The sequence below is a fragment of the Candidatus Pedobacter colombiensis genome, from assembly GCA_029202485.1.
Lineage (GTDB): Bacteria > Bacteroidota > Bacteroidia > Sphingobacteriales > Sphingobacteriaceae > Pedobacter > Pedobacter colombiensis.
Map to the genome: position 1 here is coordinate 936,799 of CP119313.1, position 13,975 is coordinate 950,773.

At 38.6% G+C, this 13,975-nt stretch carries 10 protein-coding genes; 1 reads left to right on the top strand and 9 read right to left on the bottom strand.

Features of this window, described 5'->3' with window-relative positions; translation table 11 throughout:
• Window positions 1–64 precede the first annotated feature (64 nt).
• A complete protein-coding gene (locus P0Y49_03775; GenBank protein ID WEK20268.1) occupies window positions 65–2,602 on the top strand; it encodes a DUF5686 family protein in 2,538 nt (845 codons plus the stop codon).
• 84 nt (window positions 2,603–2,686) lie between these two features.
• Here P0Y49_03775 and P0Y49_03780 read toward each other — a convergent pair whose 3' ends face one another.
• The 9 genes from P0Y49_03780 to P0Y49_03820 all read right to left on the bottom strand — a co-directional run bounded on the left by P0Y49_03780 (window position 2,687) and on the right by P0Y49_03820 (window position 13,672).
• A complete protein-coding gene (locus P0Y49_03780) occupies window positions 2,687–3,502 on the bottom strand; it encodes an SDR family oxidoreductase (protein ID WEK20269.1) in 816 nt (271 codons plus the stop codon).
• 60 nt (window positions 3,503–3,562) lie between these two features.
• Complete coding sequence (recN, locus tag P0Y49_03785) at window positions 3,563–5,224, bottom strand: DNA repair protein RecN (protein WEK20270.1); 1,662 nt, start codon at window positions 5,222–5,224, stop codon at window positions 3,563–3,565.
• A 97-nt stretch (window positions 5,225–5,321) separates the two neighbouring features.
• Complete coding sequence (locus P0Y49_03790) at window positions 5,322–7,010, bottom strand: M56 family metallopeptidase (protein ID WEK20271.1); 1,689 nt, start codon at window positions 7,008–7,010, stop codon at window positions 5,322–5,324.
• A 3-nt stretch (window positions 7,011–7,013) separates the two neighbouring features.
• Window positions 7,014–7,397 (bottom strand): BlaI/MecI/CopY family transcriptional regulator, encoded by a 384-nt coding sequence (locus P0Y49_03795; GenBank protein ID WEK20272.1) that lies wholly within the window; start codon window positions 7,395–7,397, stop codon window positions 7,014–7,016.
• A gap of 98 nt (window positions 7,398–7,495) precedes the next feature.
• Complete coding sequence (locus P0Y49_03800; protein ID WEK20273.1) at window positions 7,496–8,398, bottom strand: DUF4835 family protein; 903 nt, start codon at window positions 8,396–8,398, stop codon at window positions 7,496–7,498.
• Window positions 8,395–9,594 carry a bifunctional phosphopantothenoylcysteine decarboxylase/phosphopantothenate--cysteine ligase CoaBC gene (gene coaBC / locus P0Y49_03805; GenBank protein ID WEK20274.1) on the bottom strand — a complete coding sequence of 400 codons (1,200 nt, stop codon included), beginning with the start codon at window positions 9,592–9,594 and terminating at the stop codon, window positions 8,395–8,397. The genes P0Y49_03800 and coaBC overlap by 4 nt, the downstream gene beginning before the upstream one ends.
• Before the next feature lie 44 nt (window positions 9,595–9,638).
• On the bottom strand, window positions 9,639–9,965 hold the full coding sequence (locus P0Y49_03810; protein WEK20275.1) for a DNA-directed RNA polymerase subunit omega: 327 nt from the start codon (window positions 9,963–9,965) through the stop codon (window positions 9,639–9,641).
• Complete coding sequence (gene bamD / locus P0Y49_03815; GenBank protein ID WEK20276.1) at window positions 9,965–10,888, bottom strand: outer membrane protein assembly factor BamD; 924 nt, start codon at window positions 10,886–10,888, stop codon at window positions 9,965–9,967. Before bamD ends, P0Y49_03810 begins: the two co-directional genes overlap by 1 nt.
• Window positions 10,889–11,185: 297 nt before the next feature.
• Window positions 11,186–13,672: a TonB-dependent siderophore receptor gene (locus tag P0Y49_03820; protein WEK20277.1), complete on the bottom strand. Its 2,487-nt coding sequence runs from the start codon at window positions 13,670–13,672 to the stop codon at window positions 11,186–11,188.
• Window positions 13,673–13,975 lie beyond the last annotated feature (303 nt).

Below are 13,975 nucleotides of genomic sequence, written 5' to 3' on the forward strand. Positions count from 1 at the left end.
AAATAATTGATGATGATTTCGCTGAGGTTCATCATTTGGGATATTTACAGATTTAGAGGGTTTTATGAGATTTTTAACACTAGTATTTTTCCTGCTGTTTTTTCATCCTACCTACGCACAGCAAACTGTTGTTAGGGGGAAAATTTCTGATGGATCTACAGGCTTGCCCTTGTCGAACATCAATGTTGGATTTGACAACTCAAATGTCAAAACGCTGAGTGATGCTCAGGGACGATACGTGATCGCTACAAAAGAACCTGTTAAAATCATTCATTATTCGTCAATTGGTCACCGGTTGCAACGCTTGCCGGTAGTGCAGGGTCAAAATCAAGAAATCAATGTGGTTATGGAAGCCTTAACTCAAGATCTGTCAGAAGTAAGTGTAACTGCTGATAAAAGGCCCAGATATAAGAATAAAGGCAATCCTGCAGTAGAGTTGATCCGTAATGTAATTGAACATAAGGAGCAGAATAGTGCGAGTTTTCATGAAAAAGTTACTTTCGAAACATATGAGAAATTGTGTATGTCGTTAAGTATGAAGAACGAAAAGGCAAAGAAGTCCAGACTATTAAAAAAGTACGCATTCTTAGTACAAAATCAAGATACGACAAAGCAACCAGGAAGAACTTTGATTCCGGTGTTTATGGAAGAAAAGTTAAGTCGTGTGAGCCAGAATGAACTGTCAAAACCCGAAACCATTGTTCTAGGTGAAAAGCAATCCCGAATAGACCAACAATTTGATGAGGATGGCATTAATGAGTATTTAGATAAAATATATCAGCGTGCCGATATTTATGATCATGATATCGGTTTGGGTAATCAACGTTTTCTTAGCCCAATAGCAGATGTAGCCCCCCAGTTTTATAAGTACTTTATTCTTGATACCATCAAAGATACTTCGCCCTGGCAGGTAAAGGTGATGATCGCACCCAAAAATAAGCAAGACGTACTTTTTCTAGGGTATTTATACATTAGCCTGGACGGTCATTATGCAGTGCAGCGCGCAACGCTATCCATCAACAATCAAATTAACCTCAACTGGGTAAAAGATCTTCAGATCTCGTTAGAATATAAACAGGATGCCTTGGCTCGCTATCATCTTAGTAAAAGTGTAATGGGGATGGATTTGGGGATTTTTAAAGAAGGAATGAGTGTTTACGGCGAACGAACTATGATGGTTGATAAATTCACTTTTGGAGAACAGGCTTTGGAGCAACCTGTACCTGTGGCTGCAATTGGTCGCGCAAAAGACAGGGTTCAATCAGATGAGTTTTGGTCCAAATCACGGCATGAGACGTTGTCCATAACCGAACAAGCTGCCTATACCAATATTGATAGTCTTAAAAATTCGAAATCATTTAAGCGTACGATGACGCTTGCTTCCAGTGTACTTTCTGGTTTCATTGATCAGGGGCCTATAGAAATTGGCTCGTTGAGCTCTTTTTATAGCTTCACTCCGGTTGAAGGCTCCCGCTTTAAATTTGGTGCGCGTACGACCGATGCATTTAGTAGGAAACTATTTTTTGATGCACATGTAGCTTACGGAAGCCGAGATCAGCGGTGGAAGTATAGCGTGGGGGTTACTCGATCATTGACCTCCAGATCTATTTATGAATTTCCGGTTAGCTCTATCACTGTAAGGAGAAGCTTTGAAACTCAGATTCCGGGACAAGATTTGAATTTTTTAGAGGATGATAATTTTTTACTCTCCTTTAAAAGGGGGGTAAATGATAAATGGATGTACAACAAAAAATGGCTCGTCGAGTATCTCCATGAAACTCCGCAGCATCTATCATTCCTTGTTAGTTTTAAAAGGGAGACTTTGGAGGCAGCAGGGAAGCTTCATTTTCAACGTGATTTTTTGGGAAGGATGGGGGAAGTTCCAGCTGCTGATGTCGGTTTAGCAACCTCCGAATTTTCGGTCACTTTGCGTTGGGCACCACATGAAAAGTTTTATCAGGGAAAGAGGTACAGGAGACCTATAATCAATGGTTATCCTGTGTTTACACTCATTGGCGGAGTTGGTGTTAAAGGTTTTTTGGGCGGCGATTATGATTACCAGAATTTAACCTTGAACATTGCTAAGCGTTTTTACTTATCACAACTAGGGTTCTCAGATGTAATTGTGGAAGGAGGCGCTGTATTTGGCAAGGTGCCTTTTCCACTGTTAAGCATTCATCGTGCAAATCAGACTTACGCTTACCAGCTTGCTTCTTTTAACCTCATGAATTTTATGGAATTTATGAGCGATAGGTACGCGAGTATAAATGTCCAGCATTCTTTTAATGGATTCTTTTTAAATAAAATTCCACTGGTTAAAAAGCTGCAATGGCGCGAGGTGGTATCTGTTAAAGTACTCGAGGGAACAATTAGCGATAAAAATAGAGAGGGCGGACATCGTGGGTTTTATAAATTTCCATCTGATAGGGGCGGCAACCGATTGGCTTTTCCGCTTGATAGAACGCCCTACATTGAAGGCAGTCTCGGCGTGTCTAATGTTTTTAAGGTGTTGAGAGTAGATGTGGTGAAACGCTTTACACATCTAAATCATCAGGGCGTATCTCCTCTGGGAATCAGAGCTAAGCTTAATTTTGATTTTTAAAGATTGGATACACAATAGAATATGCGTATAACAAAAAAACGGCCGGAATTTACACTCTGGCCGTTTCTGTTTCTTTATAATTTTTTATCCTTCAATACCCATTTTCTGCATTACGACATCACTCACTCCTGTTGAAGAGTAACCGCCATCATGGAAAAGGTTCTGCATAGTTACCATGCGTGTTAAATCAGAGAATAAAGTAACACAGTAATCTGCGCACGATTCTGCATCAGCATTACCTAGTGGAGCAATGGCATCAGCATAATCATAAAAATCACCAAAACCTTTAATACCGGTACCAGCAGTAGTTTTAGTTGGCGATTGAGAAACTGTATTGATACGTACTTTTTTCTCTAAGCCATAATGATAACCAAAGCTGCGGGCAATTGATTCCAACATAGCTTTGATGTCAGCCATATCCGTGTAGAAAGGGTAGGTACGTTGAGCAGCCATATAAGTAAGGGCTACCACACTACCACCTTCATTAATGGCATCTAGTTTTTTAGCAACAGCAAGCATTTTGTGAAATGATAAGGCCGAAACATCAATACCTTTCATAAAGTAATCGTAGTTTGATTCCGTATAAGGGATCTTTTTACGAATGTTTACACTCATACCTATAGAGTGTAACACAAAATCTATTTTACCGCCTAATATTTCTTGCGATTGGGTAAACAAGTTGGTCAGCTCATCAACATTGGTTGCATCAGCAGGAACGATTTGTGATCCAGTTTTTTCAGCCAAAGCATTAATTTCTCCCATACGCATAGCGATAGGGGCATTTGTTAAAACAAATGTTGCGCCTTCTTCATGTGCTTTTTCAGCAACTTTCCAGGCAATGGAATTTTGATCTAATGCGCCTGTGATGATGCCGCGTTTACCTTTTAATAAGTTATACATAGTATGTCTGTTTTAAAACAGGCCGAAGTTAATGATTTTTTTCTTTGCAGAATATGGCATTTAGTTTTTATAACCCAGCAGGTCTTTAGCATTCTCCATGGCCGAAGCGCCTGGTGTTTTGCCACTCAGCATTTCTGCAATAGCATTTACCCGATCAGCATTACCCAGCTTGCGGATACCTGTAGTAGTACGTTCACCTTGCTCATTTTTATAAACAAAGTAATGTGCATCTCCTTTGGCTGCAATCTGAGGAAGATGGGTAATGCAAATCACCTGCATGTTCTTTTCCAGCTCGCCAATTACATCTCCTACACGTAAAGCAGTTTCTCCAGAGATCCCGGTATCAATTTCATCAAATATTAAAGTAGGCAATGAGGTATGTTTGGCCATAATAGATTTAATGGCTAACATTAAACGCGAAAGCTCACCACCTGAGGCCACCTTACCTACCGGAGCGGGCGGTTGACCGCTATTGGCAGAGAACAGTAAGGTAATGATGTCTTTGCCATCTTTATTGAGCAATGTGGCCTTCGATTGTTCAATCTTTATTTTCGCATTGGGCATACCCACCTGTTGCAATACTTTGCCAACACTAGCTTCGGTATTGAGTATGGCTTCGCTTCTGTTTGCAGATAGCTTTCCGGCCATGAGTTCCAGATCAGCCTGCAGGAGTTCCAACGTTTTGATCAATCGCTCAATCTCTTCATTTCCACTTAAAATGTTAGCCAGATTATCAGATAACTGGTTTTGGATGTTGAGTAATTCTTCAATATTGTTTACCCTGTGTTTTTGCTGTAATCCATAAATAAGATCCAGGCGGGCATTGATCTCATCAATCCGTGAAGGGTTAAAGAAGATATGTTCCTCCAGTCCAGATGTTTCAGCAGCAATATCTTTTACTTCGATCAAGACCGAGCGCAATCGCTCATTTAAGCCCTCGTAAGCTGGGTTAAATTTTTCTATGCTTTGCAGTTGACCTATTACCTCTTTTAAAATAGGAAGTACCGCAGTTTCGGCTTCACTTAAAAGATGATATCCGGTAAGCAGATTCCTTTTAATGCTCTCTGCATTATTCAGCATTTGTAGTTCTGTTTCCAGTTTTTCCTGTTCATCACTTTGCAAGTTCGCATTTTCCAGTTCATTAAATAGAAACTGTTCATAGTCTTGCTTGTTCCGGGCTTCGTTGGCTTTTGTTTGTAGCTCGGCCAAATGCTGCTGCTGTTGTTTGTACTGTTTAAATTTGCTGCGGTAATCACTAAGTAATTGTGGATGGCCAGCAAGCGTATCCACCACCAATAGCTGAAAAGTGGGGTCACTAACTTCCTGCGTAGCATGTTGCGAGTGGATATCAATCAATCGCTCGCCAATCTGCTTCATCACAGTAAGCGTTACTGGAGTGTCATTGATAAAAGCCCTGGATTTTCCGTCTGTAGAGATTTCCCGTCTTAACGTATTTTCCTCGTAAAAGTCGACGTCATTTTCTTCAAATAATGATTGCAGCTGCTTATCGGCCAATAAAAACCAACCCTCTATAATACATTTCTTATCCTGATTAAAAAAATACTTTGTTTCAGCACGTTGCCCAAGTATAAGTGATAAAGCACCAAGCATGATCGATTTACCGGCGCCGGTTTCACCAGTAATGATGTTTAAACCTTTATCAAGTTCCAGATCAACACTGTCTATCAAAGCGTAGTTACGGATGGAAAGTTTTTGTAGCATATATGATGTTGCTAAATTATGAAATCTTAGCGACGAACACCATAAAAAAAGGCAGAAGATTATCCTCTGCCTTTCGATCGTATTGTGTAGGGTTGTATTAATGAGAAGTACTGTCAGTCTGATGCGTATTTTTCTTTTTGATGGCTTCAACATCTGCGTCAAACTTCTTTTTCAGCTCTTTATAAGCAGCAGAATTTTCAAGTGCTTTAGTTTCATTTATTTTCCTTTTGTATTCGGCTGAAGAAGTATACTCCCGAGCTTTTTTTGCCTCTTCCTGGGCTTTTTCAATTTGTTTCTCTATGTTTTTTTTAAACTCCGGTGAGTTGAAATGCAGTTCGATTTGGTTAGCCTGCATTTCAATTTTGTGCTGTTGTTTTTTCCATTCAGCAGATTTAAAATACTTTTCAATTTTTTCCGCATCTTTTTGAAAGTCTTTAGCATGTATTTCTATAACCTTGGCATCGAAATTTTTACTAAAGTTTTCTGCCATTCTTTTAACATCTTCCTGCCATTTCGGTGATTTTAAGAAAGCAAGGCTTGCGGTAATGGTGGAGTCTATGTTAAATTGAAAATCATGGGCTAGCCCAGTAGTATCATTCCATTTTTTTTTGATGCCGCTCCCATCAAGACATATGATCTTAGTCTTATGTTTTTTCTTTGAGGTATCAATGTTCATTTTCAATGCCATATACTTGGCATTTGAAGAAGGAGAAATAATGGTAAGAGACTGATCTGATTTTTTAGTAATCACAAGCTGGATAGGTTTAATATCCTTTGCTGTTGTTTTTGTTGGACTGATCCACGCCAATGAAAGTATAGCAACTACGGCGAGCATAGTCGCAAAAAGTTGTTGTTTTGCATTCCTGTAATTTGTTTTCATGTCAGTAATTCTTTTTATACGTTGATACAAGTGCTGTTGTTTACCCGATGCGGCCATAGAAAGGGCAGGAGTGGATTTATCTTTAAGGATTTCCAGTTTTAAAAGCGCGTGTGCATAGGTTAACGGAGTTCCTGTAAGTTCAAGCACCAGGTCGTCACAAGCATGTTCACGTTCAATGTTGATAAACTTGCCGCTTAGCCATACAAAAGGATTAAAGAACATTATCGTTTCTATGGCTGTTTTAATGAGGTTTAACAGGTAATCGTTCCTTCTAATGTGTGAAAGTTCATGGATTAAGATAGCTTCAACTTGTTTAATATCGAGCTGTGCAACAAGGGCGATTGGAAAAAGAACAACGGGTTTAAAATAACCGACTACCAATGGCATATTTACATGTTCAGATAAATAGAAGCCAATTTGTTGACGCAGATTTAGTTTAGTAAAGAGCTCATCAAAAGCTGCTTGCCAAGCCAGCGGTACAGCTTTCTTATCAGATTGCTTCAATAAATGAAGTTTTCTGTAGCCAACAGATAGAATGACTAGTTGAAAAAGCAAACCAATTGCATAAGTACTTACGAGATAAGGGAAAAACTGCTCTGTACGACTGCTAAGGCTTTCAGAAAAAACAGATAAGTACTTACTGTTGATGATTTGATGACCAGCATCTACTGTAATACCTGATTTTCCGGTAGTAGGCCATTTAAATGTATAAAAAAATGTGATGACAAAACTAGCGAACATGATACACATGGCTCCATAAGCAAGGTTATGCTTTAATTTCGCGGTTATGCGAGGTAAAATCGCAACCAGAAATAACAATAGTCCATAAATAATTGCTGCCTGCCATAAGGAATGAAAAATACTCCATCCAGTAGCTTTGATGAGATTGTTTACAATTGCTTCCATTTTTTATTGATTACTTAGTCCATCTAAATATTTTTTTATTGAATCAATCTCCTCCTTGCTTGCAGTATGGTTCCCCAGGGCCTGCATCACTAAACGTGCTGCTGAGCCATTAAAAATATTGTCTATCATTTTATCAACCAGGTGCTGTTGCGTTTTTTCCTGGTTCAGTAAGGCGCGGTAGACATGAGTTTTAGAAGTAGCATCGCGGGCAACCAAACCTTTCTCCAGCATAATCTGCATAAGTTTCAGCGTAGTCGTATAGCCCGCATCTTTGTTCTTTTCTAAAATCTCGTGGACATCCCTCACCGTACAGTTACCCTTTTCCCACAGGATCTGTAAGATTTCGAGTTCGCTTTCCGTAGGTTTAAGATTGTTTGTGGCTGCCATAATATATTTGTACGAATTGTTTCGTAATCAAATATACGAATATGTTCGTAGATCAAAAATAATTCGACATATTTTTTTAATATACTATAATTAAGCAGTTAACGGGCAGTTTTTAGGCCTTCGTATTTATTGATATTGGCTGGGTCAATTTCAGAAAGGAGGTTGTATGCTTTGATCTTATCCTGTGGGCCAGTCGCAGAGATGATGTTTACCAATTCATCAGCTTTGGTAGCCAAATACATATTAGGGAATATAGAACCTATTTTTTGCTTGTCCATTTTTAAGGCCGACAATAGCTCGATGATTCTTTTAGCTCCTTTAGCTGGATCATCCTGCATTTGGTCGAGGCCAGTAAAGTGATAATCATAAATAAACAGTCTCAGTTCCTCAAAACTCTTGTTTTGCAAGTTCTCATTGAGCCAATACCTATTTTTTAAGCCATCAAAAGCCTTCCAACCTTTGTTTCCGGATACCTGGGCAACGTTTAAAATATTCTGAGCTTTATTGTAAAAATGTGTGCCCCCCAATTTATTAAAGCTGTCTTTATCCAGGCCAATAATGGTGTAAGCATAAAAGCTCAGCAGAGAACTCAAATTGGAGATAAAGTTCTGATCAGAGAAATCTAAAGATTGACCTTCGTTATAATTAAAATCGTAATCCTTGTCACTTATATTCAACAATGTGCTGTTATATGCGGTATTGTAAACCGGTCTGCTCGATTGAATCTGTGCTTCGGCTTTATATCCAGAGCCCCCATCCCAAGCAGTTACTGTGATCACAAAATTACACGCAATGCGCTCAATAGGTGTATAAGTTTCATTGCTCCATTTGTTGTTGTTTAAAAAATCCCTAATGGTATTTTGAAGGTTTTGAAGGTTTCTTTTATTGATGTTGGGAACGGTAGGGGCTAATACCTGTACTCTGGCGTTTAATTCCTGCGCCATACTGTAAGTGCTGCAGAAAAAAAAGATGAGGAAAATAAAAGAGCAGCGTTTTTTCATGCTTTAACCAGTTTTAATATTTCATTACAGATATCGTTTGCCACCTCTGTTTTCGACTTCATTTCAAAAACTGTTTTTTCAGCAGCTTTATTAAATATAGTTATTTTATTGGTATCCATTTTAAAACCGGCCCCTTTATCGTTCAAAGAATTGAGCACAATAAGGTCCAGATTTTTCTTTATCAGCTTTGATTTGGCATATTCTTCCTCATTTTGCGTTTCCAGAGCAAAACCAACCAATATTTGCCCGGCTTTCTTTAGCTGTCCCAGAGTAGCCAATATATCTTCAGTCTTTTTTAACTCCAGACTAAATTCGGAGCTTGTTTTTTTGATCTTCTGATCCGCTTTCTGCACAGGAGTATAATCTGCGACAGCAGCACTCATTACTGTAATTTCAGCAGCACTAAATTCAGCTTTACAGGCGTCCAGCATATCAGCGCCACTGACTACGTCAATGCGTTTCATAGGGTATATGCTTTTTTCTGAAGTTGGGCCAGTAATTAGGGTTACATCAGCACCTAAACTGGCAAATCTATCCGCAATAGCAAAGCCCATTTTCCCTGAGGAGTGATTTCCAATAAAACGAACAGGATCTATAGCTTCATAAGTTGGTCCGGCAGTAACCATTACTTTTCTTCCCAATAAGGGAGTCGAAGCACTTACGGCATCTGCTAAAAAAGCAACGATTTCCTCCGGTTCGGCCATTCTGCCTTCCCCATATAAACCGCTTGCCAGTTCACCGCTGCCAGGTTTAATAACCTGGTTTCCGTAGGATAATAATCTATCAATATTGTGTTGAGTGCTTTCATGTTTCCACATATCCAGATCCATTGCCGGAGCAAGAAAGACAGGACATTTCGCCGATAAGTAGACGGCAGTAAGCAAGTTGTCGCACAACCCTCCGGCCATTTTAGCTAAGGTGTTGGCACTGGCAGGGGCAATGACCATAAAATCTGCCCAAAGGCCCAATTCAACATGGTTGCTCCAAACACCGGTCTCTTCTTCAAAATATTGAGTGTAAACAGGATTCTTACTGAGGGTAGCCAGGGTAAGCGGTGTAATGAAATTTGCCGCATCGGCTGTAAGAATTACTTTAACGTTTGCGCCAGCCTTTACCAATAGTCTTACCAGTATAGCCGATTTATAAGCTGCAATGCTGCCGCAAACGCCAAGAATTATTTTTTTATTTTTTAGCATGGTTTTAATGAATGCATTGATGCAAATAACCCCTATGCGTAATCTTATTGTTGTTCTTTAGCAGGATTTCTGTAATAGATCTTATCATTCAGGAACTCATCAATAGCAATTAAGGTTGGCTTAGGCAAGCGCTCATAGTGCTTACTGATCTCAATTTGCTCTCTGTTTTCAAAAATCTCTTCCAGGTTGTCGTTAGAAGAAGCAAACTCAGCTAATTTGCCGTGTAGCTCTTCTTTCATGTTATTAGAAATTTGATTAGCCCTTTTAGAAATAATAACTAAAGACTCATAAATATTTTGCGTTTTCTGATCCAGATCATTAACATTTCTGGTAACCGTAGTATTCGGTACAGCGGGTTTATTAGTATTCATTATTTGATGGGGGTTTTTGTGATAATACTGTCTCTTTTAGCTTCTTTTTCCAGTAAAGCTTTGTATTTTGACTCATTTTTTGAAAGCTCAGCAAGAAAGCGCTTTACATTTTCTATACTATTTTCACTAGCTTTCTTCAAAGCTTTAGCATCCTCTAATAATTTACTTTTAGGATGAGCTTCAATAAATTCGTCTGCATAAACAATGGCTTCATTGAAACGGTCTTCCTGACGTGTCTCATAACTGTTTTTTGCATATGCGTATTGTGATTTTATAATCAGATAGTCCATTTCCTCTGCATATTTAATGTCAGGGAAATCAATCTGTGCGTTCTTTAAAGCAATTACAGCCGCTTTGTAGTTAGTGATATCATAGCCACCTAGATCATAATATAACTTCGCATTGGTATAAGCTTTATCTTCCAGCTTTGCACGCAATAAACCAATGTATTTAGCCGCATCAGCCGCACGCTCGCTTTTAGGATAAAAGTTGATGAATAGCTGTAAGGCATCAATCGCTTTATAGGTGTTTTCCTGGTCCAGAGTAGGAGCCGGTGAATCCAGATAATAGCAATATGCACTCATATACCTGCATTCTTCAGCATACTTGCTCGTAGGATAGGTATCGGCAAATGATTTAAACTGATATCTTGCAGTAGTGTAATCTCTTAATTTATATAACGTTAGGGCGTAGTGATAGTTCAGCTCTTCAGCTTCAGCTCTACCCCTGTATTTCTGAGAAAGGTCTTCAAAGAGGATTAACGCTTTTGCGTAATTCTTTTTGTTATACAACCGCATAGCCTCTTGATATTTTTTGGCTACGTCATTGCTCAATCTGATCTTTTCAAACTGGCTTTTGCAGCCCGCAATAGTCAGGGCTATGATGGTGAAACTTAATAGTAGTACGTGTTTAATTTTAAACATTCTGCAAAGATAAGGTAATAATACGATAACGTCAATTAAAAATAACAGGATGCTAAGCTATGTAAAGGCTTTGATGGTAGCAAGGCGTTAACATAATTTAACAAATGACCATTCTCTTCAGCGGCTGCATTACTTCGCAGAAGGAGCGAAGAACGCTGAGGCCGCTTCTGAGAAGGTAATTTGTTTGGTCACTGCAAGACTTGTTAGGTCGTTGCAAGGCTCAGCAAAAGTCGATTAAATGCAAACCGGGCTACCTTTTTACAGATAGCCCGGTTTTATAGGGATAGCAATATCGATTTAGAATTTGTATGCTACTGTTGTCATAAATTGTCTCGGAGGAATAGGATTTACACTATAGTTCTCGTGGATGTAATAATTCAACTCATTGGTAATGTTTGATAGTTTACCAAGGATACTGAATTTTTTGTAAGCATAACCAGCTGATAGATCAAAAGTGGTAAAGCCTTTGATAGGGATGATCCCTGTTGAGGTTCCTGCTTTAGTCGTGTTACGTCCGCCATTGCGATCACCAGTATAAAATGCTGATGCACCTAATTTTAAGCCTTTAATAGCGCCACTACTAAAAGTATAGAATAGACTTCCGTTTGCTGTATTTTTAGTTGTTCCAACTAAACGTTCGCCTTCCACAATTCCACTGATGATGGTCTCTTTATTAGTATTTGGATCTATATAAATTCTTGTGTCTGACGTACTGGTGTAGCGCATATAGTTGTAACTATATCCAGCGATGAAATTTAAACCTTCAATAATAGTTCCTGAAATGTCAACCTCAATGCCATCACTTGCTGATTTTCCTGTAAACTCTTTCAGGTTGGTGTCGCCGTTAGGTACCCCTTGAAGGTTTAATTCTGCCGTTTGTGCAAATCTGTTGTTAACAATTTTGTACCAGGTAACATTCGCTGATAGTTTTCCATCAAGGAAATCATTTTTAATACCAGCTTCATATTGATCAATAATAGACGGCCTCATTGGTGCGTTTGTAGCTACATCTGTACCTGCGTTTGGAGTGAAATTGCTGGCGTAACTTGCATAGATAGAAGTTGCTTTCAATGGTTCATAAACGATACCAACTTTAGGAGAAAAGGCTTTGTCTGTTTTATCAGCAGTTGTACCCTTAGTTTCTGTACCATCAGCAGGGGTTTTTATAGTAGTTGTTGGCGTTTTTTGAAAGGTCCATCTGATACCAGCTAAAACTTTAAGCTTCTCACTAACGGCAACCATGTCCTGAACAAAACCACCCACACGATAAATAGGAGCTTCAGTGTTGGTTAGTAAAGTTGTTTCTGGAGCATTAAAGTTTGAAGGGATATTGAATGAAGATAGATCAAGTAAATTAACCTGGTCATAGTATTTTGATTTATCAGCAGCAGTTAGTGTATTCGGATTGCTGAAGCCACCTGTTTTTGTTCTCGATTGATCAGCATCTGCACCAACCAATAGGGTATGTGCCAAAGTACCTGTTTTAAATGTTCCAGTTAAGTTGATTTGTTCGTTGAAAGTAAGCTCATTTATTTTAGACCTGGTAAGTGCACGATTCCAAATACCATCTGCTTTTACAAAAGGACGTTCGCTAGAGAAATAGTTTCTATCATAAGATTGCAGGGATGTAGAAACGTTCAATTTCCAGTCATTGTTAAACTTGTGATTTAAAACAGCCTGTGCAGTGCTGGTATTGGTTTTATTATAAGCCCAATCTGTATTTACAAATACGTTTCTTCCAAGCGGCGATATTTTGTTATCTATAGTACCGATACCAAAATCAGGAGTATAGTCACTCTTCAAGTAGTCACCTTGGATGAGTAAATCAGTTTTGTCACTAATTTGATAGAGCAACGAAGGGTTAACATAAATTCTTTCAGATTTTACGTTATCTCTAAAGCTACCAGCTTTTTCATAAGTTCCGATTACTCGAACAGCGAGATTTTTAGATACCGGGCCGTACAAATCAAGTGTTGGTTTATAGAAATCATAACTCCCTACACGCATAGAAACTTCACCACCATACTCAAACTTAGGTTTTTTGGTTACCATGTTTACCACGGCACCACCACTAACGCCACCATAAAGTAAAGCTGAGCTACCTTTAAGAACTTCTACAGATTCTAAAGTGCTGGCTTCCGGCATACCACCAATGGTAGTTCTGGCTCCGTTTTTAAGTACGTTGTTTGCACCAAGGCTATAACCACGAGCATAAAAGTTTTCACCAACAGATCCGCGGTTAGCACCCAATGAAACACCATTTACATTTTTAATAACATCAGCTAAGCGATTGGCTTGTTGATCTTCAATGATTTGAGTACCTATGATTTGAACCGATTGTGGTAAGTCTCTAGGGGCAATAGCTATTTTACCAAGACTAACAGGTTTTTGATTAGGAGTTTGGTAGCCACCAATTACCACTTCGTCAAGTTGTCCAGAAGTTTCAGAAAGCACAAACTCCACATATGCGGTTTGTCCTTCAATTACCGTTATTTTTTGAGTTTGAACCTTCAAACCAACATAAGATGTTTTCAAAGTGTATTCACCACCCTTTAAGTTGTTGAACCTGAATTTACCTTCTTCGTCTGATAATGTTTTCCTATTGTTTTCAACAATTTGAACCGTTACAAAACTGGCTGGTTTGCCGTCATTAGCCCTGATTTTTCCTTTAATGCCGCCTCTTACAGAAGCTGATGCAAGTTGAGAAGGACCTTGTTGGGCAAAAGTCCTTTGGTCAAATAAAAATAGGGTAATGATAATAAAAAACGCGTATATATATTTCATATGCTTATTTAGATTAATTCTAACTTCGGCAAATGTAAGGCGAGTAATTTATATCACCAAATTTATTTAGAATAAATTTAAATAAATACAGAAGGAGGCATTTTTACGTGTGTGTATATGTATCAAACAGGTATTATACAGATAAAAAACACGTAGATATAATAAGCTTGATCAAAATCCGTTTGTTGATGTTTAGAAATGGAAAACGATTGCACACATTTAATCGGTCATATCTTTTTTTTATTGACACATAGTATTTAATCTTGTTGTAACACCAATTATAATCTGGTATGTATTAAGTTT

Coding starts and splice junctions, on each gene's coding strand:
- recN (WEK20270.1), bottom strand. CDS start 5,224: ATGCTACAAAAACTTTCCATCCGTAACTACGCTTTGATAGACAGTGTT.
- P0Y49_03800 (WEK20273.1), bottom strand. CDS start 8,398: ATGAAAAAACGCTGCTCTTTTATTTTCCTCATCTTTTTTTTCTGCAGC.
- P0Y49_03820 (WEK20277.1), bottom strand. CDS start 13,672: ATGAAATATATATACGCGTTTTTTATTATCATTACCCTATTTTTATTT.
- P0Y49_03790 (WEK20271.1), bottom strand. CDS start 7,010: ATGGAAGCAATTGTAAACAATCTCATCAAAGCTACTGGATGGAGTATT.
- coaBC (WEK20274.1), bottom strand. CDS start 9,594: ATGCTAAAAAATAAAAAAATAATTCTTGGCGTTTGCGGCAGCATTGCA.
- P0Y49_03780 (WEK20269.1), bottom strand. CDS start 3,502: ATGTATAACTTATTAAAAGGTAAACGCGGCATCATCACAGGCGCATTA.
- P0Y49_03775 (WEK20268.1), top strand. CDS start 65: ATGAGATTTTTAACACTAGTATTTTTCCTGCTGTTTTTTCATCCTACC.
- bamD (WEK20276.1), bottom strand. CDS start 10,888: ATGTTTAAAATTAAACACGTACTACTATTAAGTTTCACCATCATAGCC.
- P0Y49_03810 (WEK20275.1), bottom strand. CDS start 9,965: ATGAATACTAATAAACCCGCTGTACCGAATACTACGGTTACCAGAAAT.
- P0Y49_03795 (WEK20272.1), bottom strand. CDS start 7,397: ATGGCAGCCACAAACAATCTTAAACCTACGGAAAGCGAACTCGAAATC.